19 protein-coding genes are annotated in these 20,317 nt (G+C 63.0%); 8 read left to right on the plus strand and 11 right to left on the minus strand.

Annotated features, from left to right (window positions below; genetic code table 11):
- Positions 1–19 precede the first annotated feature (19 nt).
- The 3 genes from HU767_RS03705 to HU767_RS03715 form a co-directional block, all read right to left on the minus strand.
- On the minus strand, positions 20–1,030 hold the full coding sequence (locus HU767_RS03705; protein WP_186704897.1) for a sugar kinase: 1,011 nt from the start codon (positions 1,028–1,030) through the stop codon (positions 20–22).
- On the minus strand, positions 1,023–1,805 hold the full coding sequence (locus HU767_RS03710; protein ID WP_186728546.1) for an AP endonuclease: 783 nt from the start codon (positions 1,803–1,805) through the stop codon (positions 1,023–1,025). The genes HU767_RS03705 and HU767_RS03710 overlap by 8 nt, the downstream gene beginning before the upstream one ends.
- A gap of 86 nt (positions 1,806–1,891) precedes the next feature.
- On the minus strand, positions 1,892–2,917 hold the full coding sequence (locus HU767_RS03715; RefSeq protein WP_186728547.1) for a substrate-binding domain-containing protein: 1,026 nt from the start codon (positions 2,915–2,917) through the stop codon (positions 1,892–1,894).
- A 233-nt stretch (positions 2,918–3,150) separates the two neighbouring features.
- On the opposite strand from HU767_RS03715, the gene HU767_RS03720 reads away from it, so the two are divergent.
- A complete protein-coding gene (locus HU767_RS03720; protein ID WP_186728548.1) occupies positions 3,151–5,304 on the plus strand; it encodes a WG repeat-containing protein in 2,154 nt (717 codons plus the stop codon).
- A 206-nt stretch (positions 5,305–5,510) separates the two neighbouring features.
- Here the strand turns inward: HU767_RS03720 and HU767_RS03725 are convergent, their stop codons facing one another.
- On the minus strand, positions 5,511–5,864 hold the full coding sequence (locus HU767_RS03725) for a hypothetical protein (protein WP_186728549.1): 354 nt from the start codon (positions 5,862–5,864) through the stop codon (positions 5,511–5,513).
- A 428-nt stretch (positions 5,865–6,292) separates the two neighbouring features.
- Here HU767_RS03725 and HU767_RS03730 point away from each other — a divergent pair, with 428 nt between their 5' ends.
- A complete protein-coding gene (locus HU767_RS03730; RefSeq protein WP_186728550.1) occupies positions 6,293–11,161 on the plus strand; it encodes an NAD-glutamate dehydrogenase in 4,869 nt (1,622 codons plus the stop codon).
- A 186-nt stretch (positions 11,162–11,347) separates the two neighbouring features.
- On the opposite strand, the gene HU767_RS03735 is transcribed toward HU767_RS03730, so the two are convergent.
- From HU767_RS03735 to HU767_RS03745, 3 genes are all read right to left on the minus strand, one after another.
- Positions 11,348–11,752 (minus strand): cupin domain-containing protein, encoded by a 405-nt coding sequence (locus HU767_RS03735; protein WP_186728551.1) that lies wholly within the window; start codon positions 11,750–11,752, stop codon positions 11,348–11,350.
- A gap of 300 nt (positions 11,753–12,052) precedes the next feature.
- Positions 12,053–12,346, minus strand: a complete 294-nt coding sequence (locus tag HU767_RS03740) for an antibiotic biosynthesis monooxygenase family protein (RefSeq protein WP_122566412.1) — start codon at positions 12,344–12,346, stop codon at positions 12,053–12,055.
- A 121-nt stretch (positions 12,347–12,467) separates the two neighbouring features.
- Complete coding sequence (locus HU767_RS03745) at positions 12,468–13,901, minus strand: PLP-dependent aminotransferase family protein (RefSeq protein WP_186728552.1); 1,434 nt, start codon at positions 13,899–13,901, stop codon at positions 12,468–12,470.
- A gap of 195 nt (positions 13,902–14,096) precedes the next feature.
- On the opposite strand from HU767_RS03745, the gene HU767_RS03750 reads away from it, so the two are divergent.
- Positions 14,097–14,537: a carboxymuconolactone decarboxylase family protein gene (locus HU767_RS03750; RefSeq protein ID WP_186704905.1), complete on the plus strand. Its 441-nt coding sequence runs from the start codon at positions 14,097–14,099 to the stop codon at positions 14,535–14,537.
- A 136-nt stretch (positions 14,538–14,673) separates the two neighbouring features.
- On the opposite strand, the gene HU767_RS03755 is transcribed toward HU767_RS03750, so the two are convergent.
- Positions 14,674–15,015 (minus strand): hypothetical protein, encoded by a 342-nt coding sequence (locus tag HU767_RS03755; RefSeq protein WP_186728553.1) that lies wholly within the window; start codon positions 15,013–15,015, stop codon positions 14,674–14,676.
- 205 nt (positions 15,016–15,220) lie between these two features.
- On the opposite strand from HU767_RS03755, the gene HU767_RS03760 reads away from it, so the two are divergent.
- From HU767_RS03760 to HU767_RS03770, 3 genes are read left to right on the plus strand one after another with little or no spacing between them, the layout of a single operon-like run.
- On the plus strand, positions 15,221–15,853 hold the full coding sequence (locus HU767_RS03760; protein WP_186704980.1) for a secretin and TonB N-terminal domain-containing protein: 633 nt from the start codon (positions 15,221–15,223) through the stop codon (positions 15,851–15,853).
- A complete protein-coding gene (locus tag HU767_RS03765; protein WP_053119708.1) occupies positions 15,850–16,395 on the plus strand; it encodes a sigma-70 family RNA polymerase sigma factor in 546 nt (181 codons plus the stop codon). Before HU767_RS03760 ends, HU767_RS03765 begins: the two co-directional genes overlap by 4 nt.
- Before the next feature lie 37 nt (positions 16,396–16,432).
- Positions 16,433–17,374 (plus strand): FecR domain-containing protein, encoded by a 942-nt coding sequence (locus HU767_RS03770; RefSeq protein WP_186704981.1) that lies wholly within the window; start codon positions 16,433–16,435, stop codon positions 17,372–17,374.
- A 211-nt stretch (positions 17,375–17,585) separates the two neighbouring features.
- On the opposite strand, the gene HU767_RS03775 is transcribed toward HU767_RS03770, so the two are convergent.
- Both HU767_RS03775 and gspH read right to left on the minus strand, forming a co-directional pair.
- Entirely contained in the window at positions 17,586–18,197 is a 612-nt protein-coding gene (locus tag HU767_RS03775; RefSeq protein WP_186728554.1) for a type II secretion system protein GspJ, read from the minus strand.
- Positions 18,194–18,646, minus strand: coding sequence for a type II secretion system minor pseudopilin GspH (gene gspH / locus HU767_RS03780; RefSeq protein ID WP_186704908.1), 453 nt, complete (start codon positions 18,644–18,646; stop codon positions 18,194–18,196). Before gspH ends, HU767_RS03775 begins: the two co-directional genes overlap by 4 nt.
- 117 nt (positions 18,647–18,763) lie before the next feature.
- Between gspH and HU767_RS03785 the strand changes: the two genes are divergently transcribed.
- Positions 18,764–19,207, plus strand: coding sequence for a type II secretion system protein N (locus HU767_RS03785; RefSeq protein WP_186728555.1), 444 nt, complete (start codon positions 18,764–18,766; stop codon positions 19,205–19,207).
- A 131-nt stretch (positions 19,208–19,338) separates the two neighbouring features.
- Here HU767_RS03785 and gspI read toward each other — a convergent pair whose 3' ends face one another.
- Positions 19,339–19,713, minus strand: a complete 375-nt coding sequence (gspI, locus tag HU767_RS03790) for a type II secretion system minor pseudopilin GspI (RefSeq protein WP_186728556.1) — start codon at positions 19,711–19,713, stop codon at positions 19,339–19,341.
- 148 nt (positions 19,714–19,861) lie between these two features.
- Between gspI and gspG the strand changes: the two genes are divergently transcribed.
- Positions 19,862–20,311 (plus strand): type II secretion system major pseudopilin GspG, encoded by a 450-nt coding sequence (gene gspG / locus HU767_RS03795; protein ID WP_186728557.1) that lies wholly within the window; start codon positions 19,862–19,864, stop codon positions 20,309–20,311.
- Positions 20,312–20,317: the final 6 nt, after the last annotated feature.

Below are 20,317 nucleotides of genomic sequence, written 5' to 3' on the forward strand. Positions count from 1 at the left end.
AGGTGCGTTTGTGGTGGCTTCAATCGCGAGCAGGCTCGCTCCCACATGGATTTGCGCTGACCCTGTGGGAGCGAGCCTGCTCGCGATCGGCGTCATTGAATTCGGCCAATAGCTCAAGGCGCGTCGGCAACCCCTCCATGTCTCCGCGGCTCTGCACCGCGCGGCTGCCAATCCAGTTGGCGCGCTGCACGGCCGCGGTGATGGCCTGGCCTTCGAGCAATGCGCTGATCAAGCCGACGGCGAAGCCATCCCCGGCGCCCACGGTGTCGATCACCTGGGTTACCGGCACGCCGGCAATGACGCCTTCGTCCAGCGGCGTGCGGTAATAAGCGCCGTCCGCGCCGAGCTTGATCACGACGATTTCGGCGCCTTGGTCCAGGTAGAACGCGGCGATGTCAGCCGGATCGTCGAAACCCGTCAGCAGCCGGCCTTCGCCGAGTCCCGGCAAGACCCAGTGGGCGAGGGCGGCGAGGCGATTGATTTCAGTGATCATCATCGACTCGCTGCGCCACAGGCTTGGCCTCAGGTTGGGGTCGAACGACAGGCTGCGGCCGGCCTCGCGCATACGGGTCATCAGCTCAAATGACATCTCGCGGGCCTTGTCCGACAGCGCCGGGACGATGCCAGTGGCGTGCAAGTGTCGGGCGTCAAGCAACGCCGGGGCGATGGAGTCGATGGACAGATGACTGGCCGCCGAACTGCGCCGGAAATACTCGACTTGCGGGTCGCTGCCATCAACCGTAAGGGATTTGAACTGGAAGCCGGTGGGGTGCTCCGGGTCGACCGCCACATGGCGACAATCCAAGCCTTCGTTCTCCAGCGTCTGCGTCACGAAGCGTCCCAGGGAATCGGCGCCGACCCGGCTTAGCCACGCGACCTTGAAGCCCAGTCGCGACAGCCCGATGGCCACGTTGCTGTCGGCCCCGGCGATACGCTTATGAAACTGGTCGACACTGGCCAAGTCACCGCGCTGATCCGCCACCAGCATCGCCATGGTTTCGCCGAACGACAACACATCGAATTCAGACATGGACAGGCTCCCGGCGCGATTGCCCGAGACGGGACAGGGTGGCGACATGGCGGGTGGTCAATTGCAGCAAGTCATCGCCTTGCAACGGATACTCGGCGGCGCGCATGACGCCGGCAGGCATGTGCTTGAGCAGTTGTTCCCACAGATGCAGATCGGTCATGGCCGGAGGCGCGGCGACGAGTTTGCCGTCGGCGCGCCGGGCCACGGCCTTGCAATGCACATAGGCCACATACCGTCCGAGTTGTCGGGCGGCCACGGCGGCCGATTGGTCCTGCCATTGCCAGTTGCCGATGTCGAAGGTCATGGCAACGGGCAACCCTTGATATTCGACGGCGGTGAAGAACCGTTGCAACGGTTCGATCCGCCCGCCTTGCAAGGTCTGGTCGTTTTCCACCAATAACTGCACCGGGCTTGCGGAGAGCACCTGGGCCAATGCCGACAGGTCATTGGAGTCGGTGAAGTGACCGAGGGAGACTTTCAGCCAGGTCGAACCGAACGCCTCGGCGCGTTGCAGGGCGAGTGCCAGGGCAGGGTTGGGCCTGGGCTGGCCGGCGAGCCACAGCTCCAGAGGCGACGAGAAGATACTGTGCAGGCCCCGGGCCCGGGCAGCGACGGCCAGTTCCGCAGGGTGTTCGGTGGTGAGCAATTCTTCGCGCCATTCGATGCGCGAAGCACCGGCGGCGGCCAGCAGATCGATGAAGCTGCCTTGGCCATGCTGGCGCACCAGGTCGGCGCCGTAGCTGGAAAGACTGATGGAGACGGGTGGGGTGTGCATTGTTGTTGTACCTCTGAAACCGGTTTCAGTTTTGTGCAAAAAAAGGTGGTTTGCTTTAGGGCCTCATCGCGAGCAGGCCCTCACCATCACCGACCATTCCCAAGCGTCGACCCACGCTCAATCAACCGCGCCGCAAAATCCAGCGTCCGCACCGGCCCGTTGTCACCCCGCAAGCGCTTGAGCAGGCATTCGAACGCGCTGGCGCCGATCTCCGCGGTCGGTTGGGCCAGGGCCGTGATGCCGCTGCCTACCAACGGGTACCAATCCAGGTCATCGAGGGCGAGCAGGCCCACATCGTCGAACAAGTGACAACCCAACTCGCGCAACACCGTCGTGGCGGCCAGGGCGGCAATGCCATTGGCGCAGAACAATGCCTTGGGGCCTGGGCCCGGCTGCGCAAGAAAGGTCTTGATGCGCGTGGTCAACTGATCGGAGGTTTCCACCACGGTGCCGGCCAGGGCAGGGCGCCGTTGGAGGCCGGCCTTGAAACTCTCGACCCGCTCGATCCGCGAGCTGGTGCCGTCGAACGGCTCGGTTACCAGCAACAGATCGCGGTAGCCCCGTTGTTCGAGGTGATCGAGGGCCATTTCGATGGCCGCCGGGTTGTCCAGCCCGACCAGGTCGCTGTCGAGCCGATCGACCTTGCGATCTACCAGCACCAGCGGCATTTCGCTGCGCAACTCGAACAGCTCGTCGCGGTGATGCCCCAGGGTGTTCACGATCAACCCTTCGATGTTGTAGGCGCGCAGCAGCGCCAGGTGCTGGCGTTCCTGCTCGTCATCGCGGTCGGTGTTGCACACCACCAGGCTGTAGCCATGGCGACGGCAGGCGGTTTCCACGCCATGCATCACGGCAATCGAATAAGGGTTGCGGATATCGGCCACCAGCATGCCGATCAGGCGTGTGCGCCCGCGCTTGAGGCCGCGGGCCATCTGGTTCGGCCGGTAGCCCAGCTCGTTGATGGCCTGCTCGATGCGCCGGGCGATGGCTTCGGAGAGCAGGGCACGGTCTTCGCCAATGAAACGCGAGACGCTGGCCTTGGAGACCCCGGCGCGTTCGGCAACGTCGAGCATGGTCACGCGGCTGCGCTGGGCGGCGGAGAAAGAATTCACGGATTGAAACCTGCTTATTGGATTTATTAGTGGCTCTGAAACCGGTTTCAGGAAACACCAGAACCCAATCAGTCGTCAAGAGCGAAATGTCAGAGGCACGACCGGCGGCTGTTTCACATCAGTCGCACGGTGACGCCGATTCATCAGCGCCGGGCCACCCGGCCGATTTGCAGCACGCCAGGCCGTGTGGTTAGCTGCCTGCCTTCCCCAGCCCTTTGACGACCGAACCCACCATGACCTTTTCCCAGCCTCGTTTGAGATTGCTGTCGATACTGAGTGTGACCTTGTTGGTGGTGGGCTTTACGTCCTACATCCTGTTTCGCCACAGCGGCGCCCCAGCCGATGAAGGCTTCGCCGCCGAGCAATTGAACGAAGGCGGCATGGAAGACATCGGCACGTTGGCACTGCCGGAGGTGGAGAAACGCCTCAATTATTTGATCCAGGACACCGGTGAAACCCTCAGGTCCCTGGAGCGGGTCAGTGACGTGCAATTGAGCCTGACTGTCGAGACGACCGAGCCTGCCGGCGAACAGCCGTTGCAATACGAGCCGCTGTTCGTCCCGTTCACCAGCGCGCAACTGAAAGCTGAATTGGCGTCGATCCAGGACCTGCGTTTTGCTCAGAAACTGTTCGCCGACGGTTCCGAAGTGCGGCTCGATACCAGTCGCCTCGATCCTCTTTGGAAGCGCGCCGCCATGCCGGATGAGCCGACGGCCGAGCAGTATTTGCCGCAGCGCTTGGTTTTTCGCGATGGCAGCGAAAAAACCTTCGCCGAGCTCAAGGCGCCGCCCAAGGTCGGGTCCGACGACATGATCGCATCCCATGACGCCTTCGCACTTGCGGTGAACAAACCGCTGGCGAGTCTCGGCCTGACGGTCGCTTACCGCAGCTATCCGGCGTTCAGGAAAGTGGTGCTGGACAAGGATCAGCCGAAAGTGACCCTGGACGACGGCCAGTCCTTCCAGCTCACGGCCCTGGGTGATGGCAGCGCTTCCGTGCGCTTGAGTACGCTGAAATTGTCGACTTTCGTGGTGCAGGGGCTGGACGATGGGGGCAGGGCGCTCTACAGCAACGGGAACAGCTCCCGGGCGTTCCCCACCGAGGGCGATATCGCGGCGTTGCAGGACTATTACAGCGCGCTGCTGCAGACCAAGGACGACCTCGAGCAGCTCAAGACCGGCCAGGCGGTGCAACAGCAGCTGGAGCGCGTGACCGAGGCGCTGGTCGCTCAGGCGGGGCCGTTGCAGAACACCGAGGTCGACTACCAATTCGAGGCCACCCCGCAACGCATCGTCATTCATGTACTCGATCCGATGGAAGACAACAGCGTTGAGTTCACCCAGGTCGACAACGTCCTTGCGCAACAAACGCGTTACATCGCCCTGGACCGCAAGGCCGAGCGCTATGGCTTCATCGACCAGGCCGGCCAATGGTTGATCAAACCCCGTTGGGTGCAGGTGCAAGACAGCCCGGTGGCCGATACCTACACGTTGTTTTACCCGGAGAAGTCCAGCGACCCGGAATCGGGGTGGCAGGCGTTGCGCAGCCAGCTCGCCTATTTCCCCGCTGGTAGCAACAAGCTCGTCGACCTGCCGTTCGAACACATCACCGAGGCGCTGAGCAATGGCCTGCTGTTGGTGGAGCGTGAAACCAACGGCCCTTATGGGCTCTACGATGCCAGGCATCATCGGTTTGTGTTGCCGATGAAATTCGTCAACCCCACCGTGACCGATAACCTTTTCATCGCCCGTCTTGGCAAGCGAACTGATCTCATGGAAGGCCTGTACGGCGCTTATACCCTGGACGGCAAGGAGATCCTGCCAACGCAATTCTCGGCCATCGAGCACAGCGCGGGTCTGCTCTACGCCAGCTCCGCCGATCGGAGTCGTGAGGATGTTTTCGACCTGGAAGGCAAACGGATCAACCTTCCAGGTTACAACGTGGTAGGCCGGTTTGTGGGGCAGCAGCCGCTGTTGGTGCAGGACACCAAAAGCAGGAAGTTCGCTTTTATCGATCGCCAGGGCGCGCGGCTACCGATCAAGTTGCCTTATGACGAAGTGACGCCGTTTTCCAACGGCATGGCGGTGGTCGGGCGCGATGACAGCTACGGTGCCATCGACTTGGCGGGCCGCTTGCAAGTGCCACTGGATTACCAGCAGATCAACGCGTTCCAGACCCGTTATGCAGCGGCCATCCGGGCGGGTGGGGGGACCACGTTGGTCTTGATCAGCCAGGACAACAAGGTGATCAAGGCGCTGGGGTCCTACACCAGCATGAAGGTGCCGGATAACGGCAATGAGGCCCGTTACTATGTGAGGGACCCGAAGAACGATGACGAGTATCTGGTCTATGACGCTGATGGCGATCTCGTGAAGAAAGACGAATAACCGCTGGTGCACTGAACCTGTGGCGAGGGAGCTTGCTCCCGCTCGACTGCGCAGCAGTCGCAAGGCGGCCTATGCAGCTTGCCCATCACATCGCAGCGCCTGGTTTTGGGGTTGCTGCGCAACCCAGCGGGAGCAAGCTCCCTCGCCACGGGGTGCCTTTGGATCAGGGGTGGCTGATGCCACAGGAGCGTGTTCGTGTCCGGATCTCAGAGCTGGCTTATATAGGTCCCCGTCCCCTTGAGGATGTTCTGCAACGTCAGTTCCACTTCCGCCAGGTCCGCCGCATCGGTGCCGTGGATGATCTCCAGCACATCGTCGCCATTCAACGCATCGGCATCCGCCGGGGCAATCTCAATCAGCAGGCGGGTCGGGCTGAGCGTGACCTTGACGCCGTCCAGGGTCGAAGGCTCTCCATCCAGGGCGATTTCCAGTTCGTCTTCGTCGGGGTAGCGCGTCATCAGGAACATTTCGCCCTGGGCGCTGTGGCAGCAGAGCATGGCCATGTTGTCTTCTTCGTCGTCGCACGGGTTGGTGATCAGAAGGGCGGTGGTCATTTGCATGGTGATGCTCCAGGATCGAGTGCACCGGCGGGGTGCAAAAAGTGGATTTTGCCAGCCTGAAGGATTTTCTGCTGGTTTACCGCCTCGGGGTGCCGTTTGGTCCCCAGCCTGCTAGGGTTGTTCGGTGCGCACCGGCTGTTTAGCTAGCCGATGACCGAATATGTCGCAGCGCTGCAAGCAGGCAGGATGTCGCACTCGTTAAGCTGCGCAACGGATGTGCACCTGCAAAGTCCACCCGGGGTGATTTTTGCAGGTGTCCATGACATGAAATTACATGGAAAAGGATGTGACCTGCGGGTCCTGTCCAGCTTCACCCACCTGTCATCCTGTTTCCTCTGCCCGAGAATCAGGAACGGGATGGCCGACGGCCCCGAAAGGGGTTGCACGCGACGCTACCATCAATAACAAGCCCAAGCGGAGTACCACAGATGGCGTTCTTCACCGCAGCCAGCAAAGCCGACTTCCAGCACCAACTGCAAGCGGCACTGGCGCAGCACATCAGTGAACAGGCACTGCCACAAGTGGCGCTGTTCGCTGAACAATTCTTCGGCATCATTTCCCTCGATGAACTTACCCAGCGCCGGTTGTCCGACCTCGCCGGCTGCACCCTGTCTGCCTGGCGCCTGCTTGAGCGCTTCGACCACACGCAACCGCAGGTGCGCGTCTACAACCCCGATTACGAACGCCACGGCTGGCAGTCGACCCACACCGCCGTGGAAGTGTTGCACCACGACCTGCCGTTCCTGGTGGACTCGGTCCGCACCGAGCTGAACCGTCGCGGCTACAGCATCCATACCCTGCAAACCACCGTCCTGAGCGTGCGTCGCGGCAGCAAGGGCGAGTTGCTGGAGATCCTGCCGAAGGGCACCCAGGGCGACGACGTGCTGCAAGAGTCGCTGATGTACCTGGAAATCGACCGCTGCGCCAACGCCGCCGAACTCAACGTCCTGAGCAAGGAACTTGAGCAAGTGCTGGGCGAAGTGCGCGTGGCCGTGGCCGATTTCGAACCGATGAAAGCCAAGGTCCAGGAAATCCTCGACAGCCTGGACAGCAGCGCTTACGCCATCGACGCTGATGAAAAGAGCGAGATCAAGAGCTTCCTGGAGTGGCTGGTGGGTAACCACTTCACCTTCCTGGGCTACGAAGAGTTCGTGGTGCGCGACGAGGCCGATGGCGGCCACATCGAGTACAACCCCGATTCGTTCCTCGGCCTGACCAAGTTGCTGCGCGCCGGCCTGACCGCCGAGGACCTGCGCATCGAAGACTACGCCGTCAACTACCTGCGCGAACCGACGCCGCTGTCGTTCGCCAAGGCCGCGCACCCGAGCCGCGTGCACCGTCCGGCCTACCCGGACTACGTGTCGATCCGTGAAATCGACGCCAACGGCAAGGTCATCAAGGAATGCCGCTTCATGGGCCTGTACACCTCTTCGGTGTATGGCGAGAGCGTGCGGGTCATCCCGTACATCCGCCGCAAGGTCGCGGAAATCGAGCGTCGCTCGGGCTTCCAGGCCAAGGCGCACCTGGGCAAGGAACTGGCCCAGGTGGTCGAAGTGCTGCCTCGCGACGACCTGTTCCAGACCCCGGTGGACGAGCTGTTCAGCACCGTCATGTCCATCGTGCAGATCCAGGAACGCAACAAGATCCGCGTGTTCCTGCGCAAAGACCCGTACGGCCGTTTCTGCTACTGCCTGGCCTACGTGCCGCGTGATATCTACTCCACCGAAGTGCGCCAGAAGATCCAGCAAGTGCTGATGGATCGCCTGAAGGCCTCGGACTGCGAGTTCTGGACCTTCTTCTCCGAGTCCGTACTGGCTCGCGTGCAGTTGATCCTGCGGGTGGACCCGAAGAACCGCATCGACATCGACCCGTTGCTGCTGGAAAAAGAAGTCGTGCAGGCCTGCCGCAGCTGGAAGGACGACTACGCCAGCCTGGTCATCGAGAGTTTCGGCGAAGCCCAGGGCACCAACGTGCTGTCGGATTTCCCGAAAGGCTTCCCGGCCGGCTACCGCGAGCGCTTTGCCGCGCATTCGGCCGTGGTCGACATGCAGCACCTGCTGAGCCTGAACGAAAAGAATCCGCTGGTGATGAGCTTCTACCAGCCGCTGGGCCAGGTTTCCGGCCAGCGCGAGCTGCACTGCAAGCTGTATCACGCCGACACGCCGCTGGCGCTGTCCGACGTGCTGCCGATCCTGGAAAACCTCGGCCTGCGCGTGCTGGGTGAATTCCCGTACCGCCTGCGCCACACCAACGGCCGCGAATTCTGGATTCATGATTTCGCCTTCACCGCCGCCGAAGGCCTGGACCTCGACATCCAGCAACTCAACGACACCTTGCAGGACGCCTTCGTCCACATCGTGCGTGGCGATGCCGAGAACGATGCGTTCAACCGCCTGGTGCTGACCGCCGGCCTGCCATGGCGCGACGTGGCATTGCTGCGTGCCTACGCTCGTTACCTGAAGCAGATCCGCCTGGGCTTCGACCTGGGTTACATCGCCAGCACCCTGAACAACCACACCGACATCGCGCGCGAGTTGACCCGGTTGTTCAAGACCCGCTTCTATCTGGCGCGCAAGCTCAGCGGCGATGACCTGGAAGACAAGCAGCTACGCCTGGAGCAAGCGATCCTCTCGGCCCTCGACGAGGTGCAGGTACTCAACGAAGACCGCATCCTGCGTCGTTACCTGGACCTGATCAAGGCGACCCTGCGGACCAACTTCTACCAGACCGACGCCAACGGCCAGAACAAGTCCTACTTCAGCTTCAAGTTCAACCCGCACTTGATCCCGGAACTGCCGAAGCCGGTGCCGAAGTTCGAAATCTTCGTCTACTCGCCACGGGTCGAAGGCGTGCACCTGCGCTTCGGCAACGTTGCCCGCGGTGGCCTGCGCTGGTCCGACCGTGAAGAAGACTACCGCACCGAAGTGCTGGGCCTGGTAAAAGCCCAGCAAGTGAAGAACTCGGTGATCGTGCCGGTGGGCGCCAAGGGCGGCTTCCTGCCGCGTCGCCTGCCACTGGGCGGCAGCCGGGACGAGATCGCGGCCGAGGGCATCGCCTGCTACCGCATCTTCATCTCGGGCCTGTTGGACATCACCGACAACCTGAAGGACGGCGCGCTGGTACCGCCGGCCAACGTCGTGCGCCATGACGACGATGACCCGTACCTGGTGGTGGCGGCGGACAAGGGCACTGCGACCTTCTCCGACATCGCCAACGGCATCGCCATCGACTACGGCTTCTGGCTCGGCGATGCGTTCGCCTCCGGCGGTTCGGCCGGCTACGACCACAAGAAAATGGGCATCACCGCCAAGGGCGCGTGGGTCGGTGTGCAACGTCACTTCCGCGAGCGCGGCATTAACGTCCAGGAAGACAGCATCACCGTGGTGGGCGTCGGCGACATGGCCGGCGACGTGTTCGGCAACGGCTTGTTGATGTCCGATAAGCTGCAACTGGTCGCGGCCTTCAACCACCTGCACATCTTCATCGACCCGAACCCGGAGCCGGCCAGCAGCTTTGCCGAGCGCCAGCGCCTGTTCGACCTGCCGCGTTCGGCCTGGACCGACTACGACGCCAGCATCATGTCCGAAGGCGGCGGTATCTTCTCGCGCAGCGCGAAGAGCATCGCGATTTCGCCACAGATGAAAGAGCGCTTCGACATCAAGGCCGACAAACTGACCCCGACCGAACTGCTGAACGCCTTGCTCAAGGCGCCGGTGGACCTGTTGTGGAACGGCGGTATCGGTACCTACGTCAAGGCCAGCAGCGAAAGCCACGCCGATGTCGGCGACAAGGCCAACGACGCGCTGCGCGTGAACGGCAACGAACTGCGCTGCAAGGTCGTGGGCGAGGGCGGCAACCTGGGCATGACCCAACTGGGTCGCGTCGAGTTCGGCCTCAATGGCGGCGGTTCCAACACCGACTTCATCGACAACGCCGGTGGCGTGGACTGCTCCGACCACGAAGTGAACATCAAGATCCTGCTCAACGAAGTGGTGCAGGCCGGCGACATGACCGACAAGCAACGCAACCAGTTGCTGGCGAGCATGACCGACGAAGTCGGTGGCCTGGTGTTGGGCAACAACTACAAGCAGACCCAGGCCCTGTCCCTGGCGGCACGCCGCGCCTTCGTGCGGATCGCCGAATACAAGCGCCTGATGAACGACCTGGAAGCCCGGGGCAAGCTGGACCGTGCCATCGAGTTCCTGCCGACGGAAGAGCAACTGGCCGAACGTGTCGCGGCGGGCCATGGCCTGACCCGTGCCGAACTGTCGGTGCTGATCTCCTACAGCAAGATCGACCTCAAGGAAGCGCTGCTCAACTCCCTGGTGCCGGACGATGACTACCTGACCCGTGACATGGAGACGGCTTTCCCACCAACGCTGGTGAGCAAGTTCTCCGAAGCCATGCGTCGCCATCGCCTGAAGCGTGAGATCGTCAGCACCCAGATCGCCAACGACCTGGTCAACCACATGGGCATCACCTTCGTCCAGCGGTTGAAAGAATCGACGGGCATGAGCCCGGCGAACGTGGCCGGTGCCTATGTGATCGTTCGGGACATCTTCCATCTCCCGCACTGGTTCCGCCAGATTGAAGCCTTGGACCACCAGGTCTCGGCCGACGTGCAACTGGAGCTGATGGACGAGCTGATGCGCCTGGGCCGTCGCGCCACGCGCTGGTTCCTGCGCAGCCGCCGCAACGAGCAGAACGCTGCCCGTGACGTCGCTCACTTCGGTCCGCACCTGGCCGCGTTGGGCCTCAAGCTCGACGAACTGCTGGAAGGTCCGACCCGCGAAGGCTGGCAGACCCGCTACCAGGCCTACGTGGCCGCCGGCGTGCCGGAGTTGCTGGCGCGCATGGTTGCCGGCACGACGCACCTGTACACCTTGCTGCCGATCATCGAGGCTGCCGACGTTACCGGTCAGAACGCCGCCGATGTGGCCAAGGCTTACTTCGCCGTGGGCAGCGCCCTGGACATCACCTGGTACCTGCAACAGATCAGCGCACTGCCGGTGGAAAACAACTGGCAGGCACTGGCCCGTGAAGCGTTCCGTGATGATGTCGACTGGCAACAGCGGGCGATCACCATCTCGGTCCTGCAAGAGGGCGATGGCGCCCAGGACGTGGAAACGCGCCTGGCACTGTGGCTGGAGCAGCACCACGAAATGGTCGAGCGGTGGCGTGCCATGCTGGTGGACATCCGTGCCGCCAGCGGTACCGACTACGCCATGTACGCGGTCGCCAACCGCGAGCTGCTGGACGTGGCAATGAGTGGTCAGGCGGTCGTGACGGCCAACTGATCCGACGTTGAATGAAAAAGCCCCGCATTGAGAGATGCGGGGCTTTTTTTGTTTTTAGGATCCACTGTGGGCCCCTGTGGGAGCGGGCTTGCTCGCGAAAGCGGTGGGTCAGTCAACAAAGCTTAGTCAGGGAAACCGCTTTCGCGAGCAAGCCCGCTCCCACAAGGGGGACTGCGTCTAGGTGAGTTAGTTTTTCAACGGAATCAACACCGCCTCATCCTCGCCCATCACCATGAACACCAGCAATTTAGCCGGTTGGCTCGCGCTGGCGTTTTTCGACACCAGGTGCTCGGAACCCGCCGCTTCATACCAGAATTCCCCGGCTTTGTAGGTCTTCGCCGCCTCGCCCTTGACCTGGGAAGTGATGGCGCCTTCGAGTACATAGGCCATGGCCGTGCCCTCGTGCTTGTGGGCAATGGACGCTTGGCCGGGGGCGTAGTTGACGGTCAGCATCATGGCTTTTTTACCTGGAACATTTTTCAGCATTTGCTCCTGCAACACCGTGACCTTCTCCGAAGGCGCGGTTTCGTGGGCGTAGGCCTGGGTAATGGGCAGCAGGCTGAGGGCGGCGAGCAGATAGAGTGTTTTCATGGGGATGGCCTATTTGGTTTCGAGTGATTTCGCGCTGTCGCGGCGATGGGTCACCCTAAGCCCCGAGGCGGGGCAAGCAAACGTCCAATCTTTCGGAAGGTGGGTAGACCAATTGGCTGGGTCGATGAAGCCATTGGCCGATGGAGCTCTTGTGGCGAGGGAGCTTGCTCCCGCTGGGTGGCGAAGCCGCCCCAGAACAGGCGGCGCGTTCTATCACAGTCTTGCGTCTGCTGCGCAGCCGAGCGGGAGCAAGCTCCCTCGCCACAGGGTGAAGTGCTTGGCAGGAATAGATTCGTGGTCTCAGACAATCGGAAAACTATTGAAATCCACGCTTCGAGCCAGGCGGTTGTCGATCAGGCTGATGAAACCTTGCACTTCAGGACAGTTGAAGTGGGCTTGCATGGCCGCTTCCGATTGCCAGCGGGCACTGACGTTCCAGCGGTCGCCATCGTCGGGGCAACGGTCGACCAGATAGGCATCGCAGCCGGGCAGGGCGCGCAAGGTCTCGACGATTTGCTGCAATTGCCGGCCCAGTTCTTCCGAGCGACCGGCGGCGGCTTGCACCTGTACGGTATTGATCACTTGGCGAGACATTGTTCAGGCTCCTGAATCAAGTCGGACGGTGGTTATTCACGATCAATGACACCCGTGCAGGATAGGCCTGGCGGCGCAAGGCTCAAACAGCCAATGGGCGGATAAATGCCCAGTCCAATTCTCAAGCCACCTGCTGCAGAATGTCGCGCAAACGGTCCAGGGCGACATCGATGTCCAGGGTTTCGATCGCACCGAAACCGAAGAACAGGCCCGGTCGCACAGGCACATCATTGAAAAAACCCTCGAGGCTGTAGAGCCCGACCTCGGCTTTTTTCGCCAGCTCGATCACCAGCGCCAGGTCCATCGGCACCTTGCACAACACCGCCATATGAAAACCCGCGGTGGTCGGCACGGCCTCGAACCAGGGTGATAAGTCCCCGGCCATGCGCGCCAGGATCCGCTCGCGGCGCCCGGCATACAGGGTGTGGCAGCGACGGATGTGCTTGAGCAGGCAGCCTTCGGCGATGAACTTCGCCAACGCCCACTGGGGCAGGGTGGAGGTGTGCTGGTCGGTGAGGCGCTTGGCCAGGATCACCGCTTCAAGGATCGCCGGCGGCAGGATCGCGTAGCCGAGCCGCAGTTCCGGCAACAGGGTCTTGGAGAAGGTGCCGACGTACGCCACGATCCCGCGTTCATCCAGGCTCTGCAACGAATCGGCGGGCCGCCCTTCGTAGCGGAATTCGCTGTCGTAGTCGTCTTCGATGATGATCGCCCCCAACTCATAGGCCCGCGCCAGCAAAGCCTCGCGACGGGCCTGGCTCATGGGCATGCCCAGGGGAAACTGGTGGGAAGGGGTCACGTAGATCAACCGCGTGCCGTCGGGGATCAGGTCCACCCGCAGGCCTTGTTCGTCCACCGGCACCCCGGCCACCGTGGCGCCCTGGGAGCCAAACAGCAACCGCGCCGGCGGATAGCCGGGGTCTTCCATGGCCACCAGGCTGCCGGGACGGGTCAACACCCGCGAGATCAAGTCCAGGGCTTGCTGCGCGCCGTTGCACACCACGACGTCTTCGTCCTGGCAATTGACCCCGCGGGAAAACGCGATATGCCGGGCAATGGCATTGCGCAGCGCCGGCAGGCCTTCGGGCTGGCTGTAGAAGCCCTTGGCGCTGGCGATCTGGCGCAGCGCGTGGGCGGTGCAGCGCCGCCAGTCGTCCAGCGGAAACTGGCCCTTGCCGGTGGCGCCACCGATGAAGTCGTAGCGCAGCGCACCTTCGAGGGTGGGATGGCGCATCAGGTCGGGCATGGTGCGCCAGGCCTCGACGACATCGGCACCGGCCAGTTCGCGGTGGCTTTGCTTGCGTACCACTTTGGCGGGCCGCGCATTGACGTAGGTGCCTTTGCCGATAATGCCAGTGAGGAAGTTTTCGTAGGTCAGTTGGGCGTAGGTGTCGGAAACGGTCTTGCGCGAAACACCCAGTTGCTCGGCCAGCAGGCGACTGGGCGGCAGCTGGGTGCCGGCGGCCAGGCGGCCGCTCTCGATGGCACTGCGCAATTGTTGATACAACTGGCCCGACAGGTCCTTGCGGCCGTTGATGACAACATGAAGTTCCATACCCGCAAGCTCCTGGGCGATTGGTCGGCGGCCAGCGTCAAAAGTGCAAGGTTACCCGCATTGTGCGATTGCGTAGAAGTTGCGTGGGGAAAATCCCGTCGATTGGACTTGTCTGCGGTTTTTTCGCCGAATTGGACCTGTCATTGACCGACCCCAGGGCCTACCGTGGAACGCTCGAACGCCACGGAGCCCGCCATGAGCCCGCGTCTGGATTACTACGCTGCATCCCCCGGGGCGATGAGGGCCATGATCGGCCTGGAAGCCCTGACCAGTCGCCTGAGTATCGAACCGGCGCTGCTGCACCTGATCAAGATCCGCGCTTCGCAACTCAATGGCTGCGCCTTCTGCACCGACATGCATTCGGTGGAGGCGCGACGCCAGGGCGAGACCGAACGGCGGCTCTACGCGGTGGCGGTATGGCGCGACAGCGGTTTCTTCACGGCCCGCGAACGGGCCGGCCTGGCCTGGACCGAGGCGGTGACGCTGTTGGCGCAAAGCCAAGTCCCCGACGACGTCTACGCCCAGGCCCGGGCCTGCTTCAGCGAGGAGGAACTGGTGGACCTGACCCTGGCGATCAGCACCATCAACAGCTGGAACCGGCTGGCGGTGAGTTTTCGCCAGAGCCCGGGGGGCTGACTATCTGGATCAGGCTCTGAAGTGATCCCTGTGGCGAGGGAGCTTGCTCCCGCTCGGTTGCGCAGCGACCGCAAAATCTTGGGGCCGCTTCGCAGCCCAGCGGGAGCAAGCTCCCTCGCCACAAAAAGCAGTGTCGTTATTTGGGCAGCGGTGAGGTGTTGGCCGGCACCGGCGGCCGCTGGGGCTTGACCGAGGTGCCAAACGTATTGCCCATGCGCACCCCCGTGGCCGCCGGGGTCGCCAGGCCGACGCTGTTCGGCGCGCGTTCGTTGACTGGCACGTTCATGGCCTCCTGGGCCCGTTGCGCTGCGGTTGCGGCCTCGGGGTCATTACCCATCTGCCGGCTCAGGCAGTTGTAGTCGGGCGTCTTGTAGCCACCGACAGTCACCTCGATACAGCCCGGCGCTTCTTCGCCCTGGGCCCAGGGCAGGGCCAAGAGCAACCCGAGGCCTGCCGCCGTTTTCGTCCACTGTTTCATCACCGACCTCCTGGTCCGCCATGCAAGACGGTTCGTTGTCAGGGCATCAGTCTAGTGCGGCCTGGAGGATTTGTATCAGTTGTCATACGACATTCATAAACACCCCTCAGGATGACGATTTTCAACGGATACGTCAGTCGTGCAGCAGGGCAGAGCCGAGGGCGGACGAGGACGTGGATTGACCGGGGCGCCCTTGGGGTGGCTGGTGGTGTTGCTGTGTCTGCTGAGTGCGCCGGCCCAGGCAGTCGACTGGGTAGAGCTGGATATCGCGCCCCAGGAATTGACCACGGCGCTGGAACAGTTCAGTCGTTTTACCGGCATGGCCGTGCTGGTTGACCAGCAGCTATCGGACCAGCGCCATACGCTGGGCGTGCGGGGGCGGTTCACGCCTTCCGAAGGGTTGCGGGTGTTGCTCAGCGGCACCGGGCTGGCGGCGCATTATGCCCGGGCGGATGCGTTTACGTTGCAGCCGGTGCGGGTCCGCGAGGTGCCGTTGCCTGCCGGCGTTACCCCGGGCTTGGGCGACAGCAATTACGCAGCCGCCATCCAGACGGTCATACAGCGCAATTTATGTGGTTCACCGTTGACCCGCCCGGGCAGTTTCCGGGCGGTGCTGCAAATGTGGATCGGCCGGGACGGCGTGGTCCAGCACAGCCGCCTGGTCAGTTCCACGGGCGACCTGATGCGGGATAAGGCCTTGGTCGATAGCTTGCAGAACCTCAGGATCGACCGCCCGGCGCCCAGTTCGCTTCGCCAGCCGGTGACCCTGCTTTTGTTACCCGACTCATCAGGAAGAAGCATGGAATGCACAACAGGGGAAGGGGTGCCCGGGCGATGAAAGACATCGGCCGCAGCCCGTTGGTGAAGCTGTTCCTCACCTCCTATGAGGATTTCCGGGTGCGCTTGCGCCGGCGCCTGGGTTCCGAGGAGCTGGCCAACGATGTGCTGCATGAAACCTACCTGCGGGTCGATCGCATGGTCGACACGTCGGACATCGCCCAGCCCAATGCCTATTTGTATCGCATGGCCCTGAACATTGCCGCTGACCGTCGGCAGGCCGATGCACGCTTGCTCACGGGGGATGAAATCGAGGAGTTGCTGCAGGTCTCGGATGAAGCATTGGACCCGGCACGGGTGGTGGGTGGGCAGAAGGAGTTGCAGACGTTGCTCAAGGCCTTGTACGAACTGCCGGCGCGGCGTCGCAGGATTTTCATCGCCGCCCGCCTGGAAGAAGCGCCGCACTTGGAAATCTCCCAGCGCTTCGGTATCTCCACCCGTATGGTGGAGAAGGAAATCAAGGCGGCGCTGGGGCATTGCGCCCTGCGCCTGGAAAGAAAAGTTATTCAGCGGTTCGGTCCCGGCGCGGGAAAACCGTCTTGAGAGTAGAGACCCGACCCTTTCATGAGTGTGTGTGCGCTTGAACATCTTCAGCATCGCTTCCCCTGACGCCACGCCCCAGGCCCGATTGGCCAGCGAGGCCCGAGATTGGCTGATCCTGCTGACCTCGGGACGTGCCACCGTGGCCGATGCCAGGGCCTTGCGCCAATGGTGCGGGCAAAGCCCCGAGCATGCGCGGGCTTTTGAGCAGGCCAAGGCGTTGTGGCAGGGGCTGCAACCCGCCGCCACCGCATTGCAGGCGCCCCGGCATTTCGGCCGGCGGGCGTTGTTGGGTGGGGCAATCGCTGCATCGGCGGCATTCCTGTTGATCCGCGCCACGGTGCCCGGCGGTGTCTCCGGGCTGGGGGCCGACTACATCACCGACGTCGGCGAACAGCGCCGGGTGGAACTGGCCGAGGGCGTCAGCCTGGAACTCAATACCCAGACTCGCCTCAGTCACCGTTCGCTGGCCGATGGCGGGCAAGGGTTGGAATTGCTCAGTGGCGAGATTGAAGTGCAGGGGCGCAGTGCCCAGGTGGTCAGCGTCCAGGCCGGCGCCGGTTGGATCAGCGCCGCCCGGGCACGCTTCAACATCCGCTACACCGACCAGAGCGTCTGTGCGACTTGCCTGGAGGGCGTGGTGCAGGTCGAGGTGCAAGGCCAGCGGTTTCGTTTGGAGCCGGGCATGCAGTTGACCTATGACCCGCGCCAGGTGGGCACTCCCGAGCGTGCCGATGTGTCGGCGGCCGTTGCCTGGCGTGAGCAGGTCTTGGTGTTCAACGACGCGACCCTGGCCAGCGTCATCGATGAAATCAACCGCTATCGCCCCGGCATGTTGCTGCTGCTCAACCGCGAGTTGGGCCAGCGCAAGGTCCAGGCACGCTTTCGCCTCGACCAACTGGCGGGCGTGGCGCTGTTGATCCGCGATGCCTATGGCGCCAAATGCACCGAATTGCCGGGTGGGGTGGTGGTGCTGAGCTGAGCCTCGCGGTGCCTGGGCGGGCCTCATCGCGAGCAAGCTCGCTCCCACAGTGGATTTGTGTTGTGCCCAGGGCTTGAGATCACCCAATAACCCTGTGGGAGCGGGCTTGCTCGCGAAGGCGGCATCACAGTCGACATTGATGTCGAGCCTACAGGCCTCTTCGCGAGCAAGCCCGCTCCCACAAGGACCAGTGCTAGGGTCCAATAACTACCTACTCCAGCGGTCCAAGCACCTGTCGATATTTTTCTACGCCCTGAGGCGTCTGGCGAGTCAGGCTGATCTCGATGCCCGCGGGGTTTTCCTGGCGGTTGCCGCTGAGTTTGCGCCAGCCTTTTTCCGTGTCCCAGTACCGCAGCCCGGCGTCGCTGACGTCGCTGAGCACCGCCACGCCCGGGCCGGGTGCGGGCAGGGGGTAGCGATTGCGGGCCTGGCCTTGGGCGCGGTAAAGCGTGTCGCCCTTGAGCCACCAGCGCACCCGTTGCAACTCGCCTTCCTGGGCCGCAGCCACGCGGATCACATCCAGGCGAAAGCCCCGACCCTCGGTGCTGCGCACGGTGAGGGCGGGAGGGGCGGTGGAGGGCTCGTCGTCGACGCCGGGTTTGACCGGTTCACTCAGCTCGATGCTGGCGCGCAGGTCAACGTCGCGCTCCAGTTGATTCAATACGCGCAGCAACGCTTCGGTCTGCTCGGTGCTGGCCTGCAAATGGCTGTCGGCCCGAGTCACGCTGTCCAGCCCGCGCCAGGCGATCAGGCTGACCACCGCCATCAGCAGGATCGCCACCATCACTTCCAGCAAGGTGAAGCCGGTCTCCCGCGCGCTCATTGGAGTTGCACCCGCCCGGCGGCACTGCGTTGCACAGTGAGACTGTTCTGGCCGTCCGACAAACGGATCTGCAAGGGCTCGCCGATCCATTCGGCATTCAGCACGACCCGCTGCCTGGGCTCCACGCGAACCTCCATCGACGGGCTCTGCCAGCGCCGTCGACGCAGTTGCGGGTCGTCCTCGAAGCGATCGGCCCCAGTGCCTTGATCCGCGCGGCGACTGAAGCCAAAGCCCTTGGCGTCCCAGCGCCAGGTAATCGGCCGCCCGTCGGTTCGGGCTTCGGTCTGGGCCAGTTGCAACAGCTGCACCAGTCGTTCGCCATCCTGGCGTAGCAATTTCAACGGGTCCGGCTTGATGCTCAGGCTTACGGCGGCGCTGGCGATGCCGACAATCACCAGCACGACCATCAGTTCGATCAGGGTGAAACCGCGTTGCTTGCCGAGGTTCATGGGCGCTCCTTTGCGTGAGCCTCATCCTGCACGGCGAAGATGATAAGGATGTGAAATAAAACGGAGAGAATTGCCGCGTACGCTGCAAGCTGGAATCAAGACAAGGAGATTCAGGCCATGGCGTTCATCGAGCGTGTGTCCCCGGCGCAAATCGTCCAGGCCGTGGGCTTGTTGGCGGCGTTGGCCGGGGTGGCGACCTGGTCGTCGCTGCTGCTCACGTCGGCCGAGTCGCGCACGCCGGACGTCGCCCCGCAACGCATGGCCGAGCGTTCCGATAACCCGGCGCTGCAATGGTTCTCCAACCAACCGGCACCGGTGGACATCAAGGTCAGCGGCGTGATGGCCGGCAGCCACGCTTCCGTGGCGATCCTCAGCCTCAACGACGGACCGCCGCGCAGTTTCCTGGTGGGTGAGCGCGTGGCCCAAGGGGTACGCTTGGTGGCGATCGAGGCGCAGGCGGTGGTCATCGAACGCGGCAACGAACAGACCCGGCTAATCCTGGCGCGGTTGCCGGATTCAGTGAGTTTGCCCTCGCTGACCCATCCCGAAAACCAGCGCTGACCTGTGGCGAGGGAGCTTGCTCCCGCTCGGTTGCGCAGCGACCGCAGGATCTTGGGGCCGCTTCGCCCGAGGCGTCGGACCGGCCCAGCGGGAGCAAGCTCCCTCGCCACAGGGGATCGCATTGCCTCTCCTTATTTCTCCCGGCTGACCAACGTCTCCAACCGCGCCAACGGCGGTGCTTCACGCGTGCGGTCCGACACGCTCAGTTCAACCCGCAGCAACCGGCCGTTTTCCGCCGGCCGCAGGGTCTGTTCGCAGCGCAGCAGCAAGCGCCCCTGGTCGCACTCGAACACTTTCGAGCCCGGGGCAAAACCGCCTTCCAGACGCAGTTGTGCCAGTTGGCCGCGGGCGGTGAGCAGGGCGATGGACTTGTCTCGCAGCAAACCGTTGCTCTGGGTCATCACGGCGGCCACGCGCACGGCGGCCGACATGGCCACGGCGATGATCGCCAGGGCCACCAGCACTTCGATCAGGGTGAAGCCGGCTTGCGGAGCAGGGCGTGGCATGGCGCGGGCTCGAGGGCGAGGGCAGCCTTCAAGGCTAGCCGGCGTTCGTGACCGATTGACGACGCAAGCTCCTGAGCAATTTCAATATCACTGACATATTTTCTTGCAACACTGCGCCTCGAATCGAATCCAGCGAAGGACCGTCGAGATGCAGATCGCCCGTTACAACGCCCGTTCCCAAGGCCCTCGCGGGCAGTTGGGTTTCACCCTGATCGAAATCATGGTCGTGGTGGTGATCCTCGGCATCCTGGCGGCGATGGTGGTGCCCAAGGTGCTTGACCGTCCCGACCAGGCGCGGGCAACGGCGGCGAAACAGGACATTGGCGGCCTGATGCAAGCCTTGAAGTTGTACCGCCTGGACCACGGCAGTTACCCGAACATGAACCAGGGCCTCAAGGTATTGGTGGAGAAACCGACCGATGCGAAAAACGGCACCTGGCGCTCCTACCTCGAACGCTTGCCCAATGATCCGTGGGGACGCCCCTACAACTACCTCAACCCCGGTGCCAACGGTGAAGTCGATATATTTTCCCTGGGGGCCGACGGCCAGCCTGACGGCGACGGCGTGAATGCCGACATTGGCTCCTGGCAGTTATAAGGGCCG

The sequence above is a fragment of the Pseudomonas sp. SWRI179 genome, assembly GCF_014268705.1.
Taxonomy (GTDB): Bacteria; Pseudomonadota; Gammaproteobacteria; order Pseudomonadales; family Pseudomonadaceae; genus Aquipseudomonas; species Aquipseudomonas zanjanensis.

Bases quoted from the DNA above. Each gene is read 5' to 3' on its own strand.
- HU767_RS03705 (WP_186704897.1), bottom strand. From the start codon at position 1,030: ATGTCTGAATTCGATGTGTTGTCGTTCGGCGAAACCATGGCGATGCTG.
- HU767_RS03710 (WP_186728546.1), bottom strand. From the start codon at position 1,805: ATGCACACCCCACCCGTCTCCATCAGTCTTTCCAGCTACGGCGCCGAC.
- HU767_RS03720 (WP_186728548.1), top strand. From the start codon at position 3,151: ATGACCTTTTCCCAGCCTCGTTTGAGATTGCTGTCGATACTGAGTGTG.
- HU767_RS03725 (WP_186728549.1), bottom strand. From the start codon at position 5,864: ATGCAAATGACCACCGCCCTTCTGATCACCAACCCGTGCGACGACGAA.
- HU767_RS03730 (WP_186728550.1), top strand. From the start codon at position 6,293: ATGGCGTTCTTCACCGCAGCCAGCAAAGCCGACTTCCAGCACCAACTG.
- HU767_RS03735 (WP_186728551.1), bottom strand. From the start codon at position 11,752: ATGAAAACACTCTATCTGCTCGCCGCCCTCAGCCTGCTGCCCATTACC.
- HU767_RS03740 (WP_122566412.1), bottom strand. From the start codon at position 12,346: ATGTCTCGCCAAGTGATCAATACCGTACAGGTGCAAGCCGCCGCCGGT.
- HU767_RS03745 (WP_186728552.1), bottom strand. From the start codon at position 13,901: ATGGAACTTCATGTTGTCATCAACGGCCGCAAGGACCTGTCGGGCCAG.
- HU767_RS03750 (WP_186704905.1), top strand. From the start codon at position 14,097: ATGAGCCCGCGTCTGGATTACTACGCTGCATCCCCCGGGGCGATGAGG.
- HU767_RS03755 (WP_186728553.1), bottom strand. From the start codon at position 15,015: ATGAAACAGTGGACGAAAACGGCGGCAGGCCTCGGGTTGCTCTTGGCC.
- HU767_RS03765 (WP_053119708.1), top strand. From the start codon at position 15,850: ATGAAAGACATCGGCCGCAGCCCGTTGGTGAAGCTGTTCCTCACCTCC.
- HU767_RS03775 (WP_186728554.1), bottom strand. From the start codon at position 18,197: ATGAGCGCGCGGGAGACCGGCTTCACCTTGCTGGAAGTGATGGTGGCG.
- gspH (WP_186704908.1), bottom strand. From the start codon at position 18,646: ATGAACCTCGGCAAGCAACGCGGTTTCACCCTGATCGAACTGATGGTC.
- HU767_RS03785 (WP_186728555.1), top strand. From the start codon at position 18,764: ATGGCGTTCATCGAGCGTGTGTCCCCGGCGCAAATCGTCCAGGCCGTG.
- gspI (WP_186728556.1), bottom strand. From the start codon at position 19,713: ATGCCACGCCCTGCTCCGCAAGCCGGCTTCACCCTGATCGAAGTGCTG.
- gspG (WP_186728557.1), top strand. From the start codon at position 19,862: ATGCAGATCGCCCGTTACAACGCCCGTTCCCAAGGCCCTCGCGGGCAG.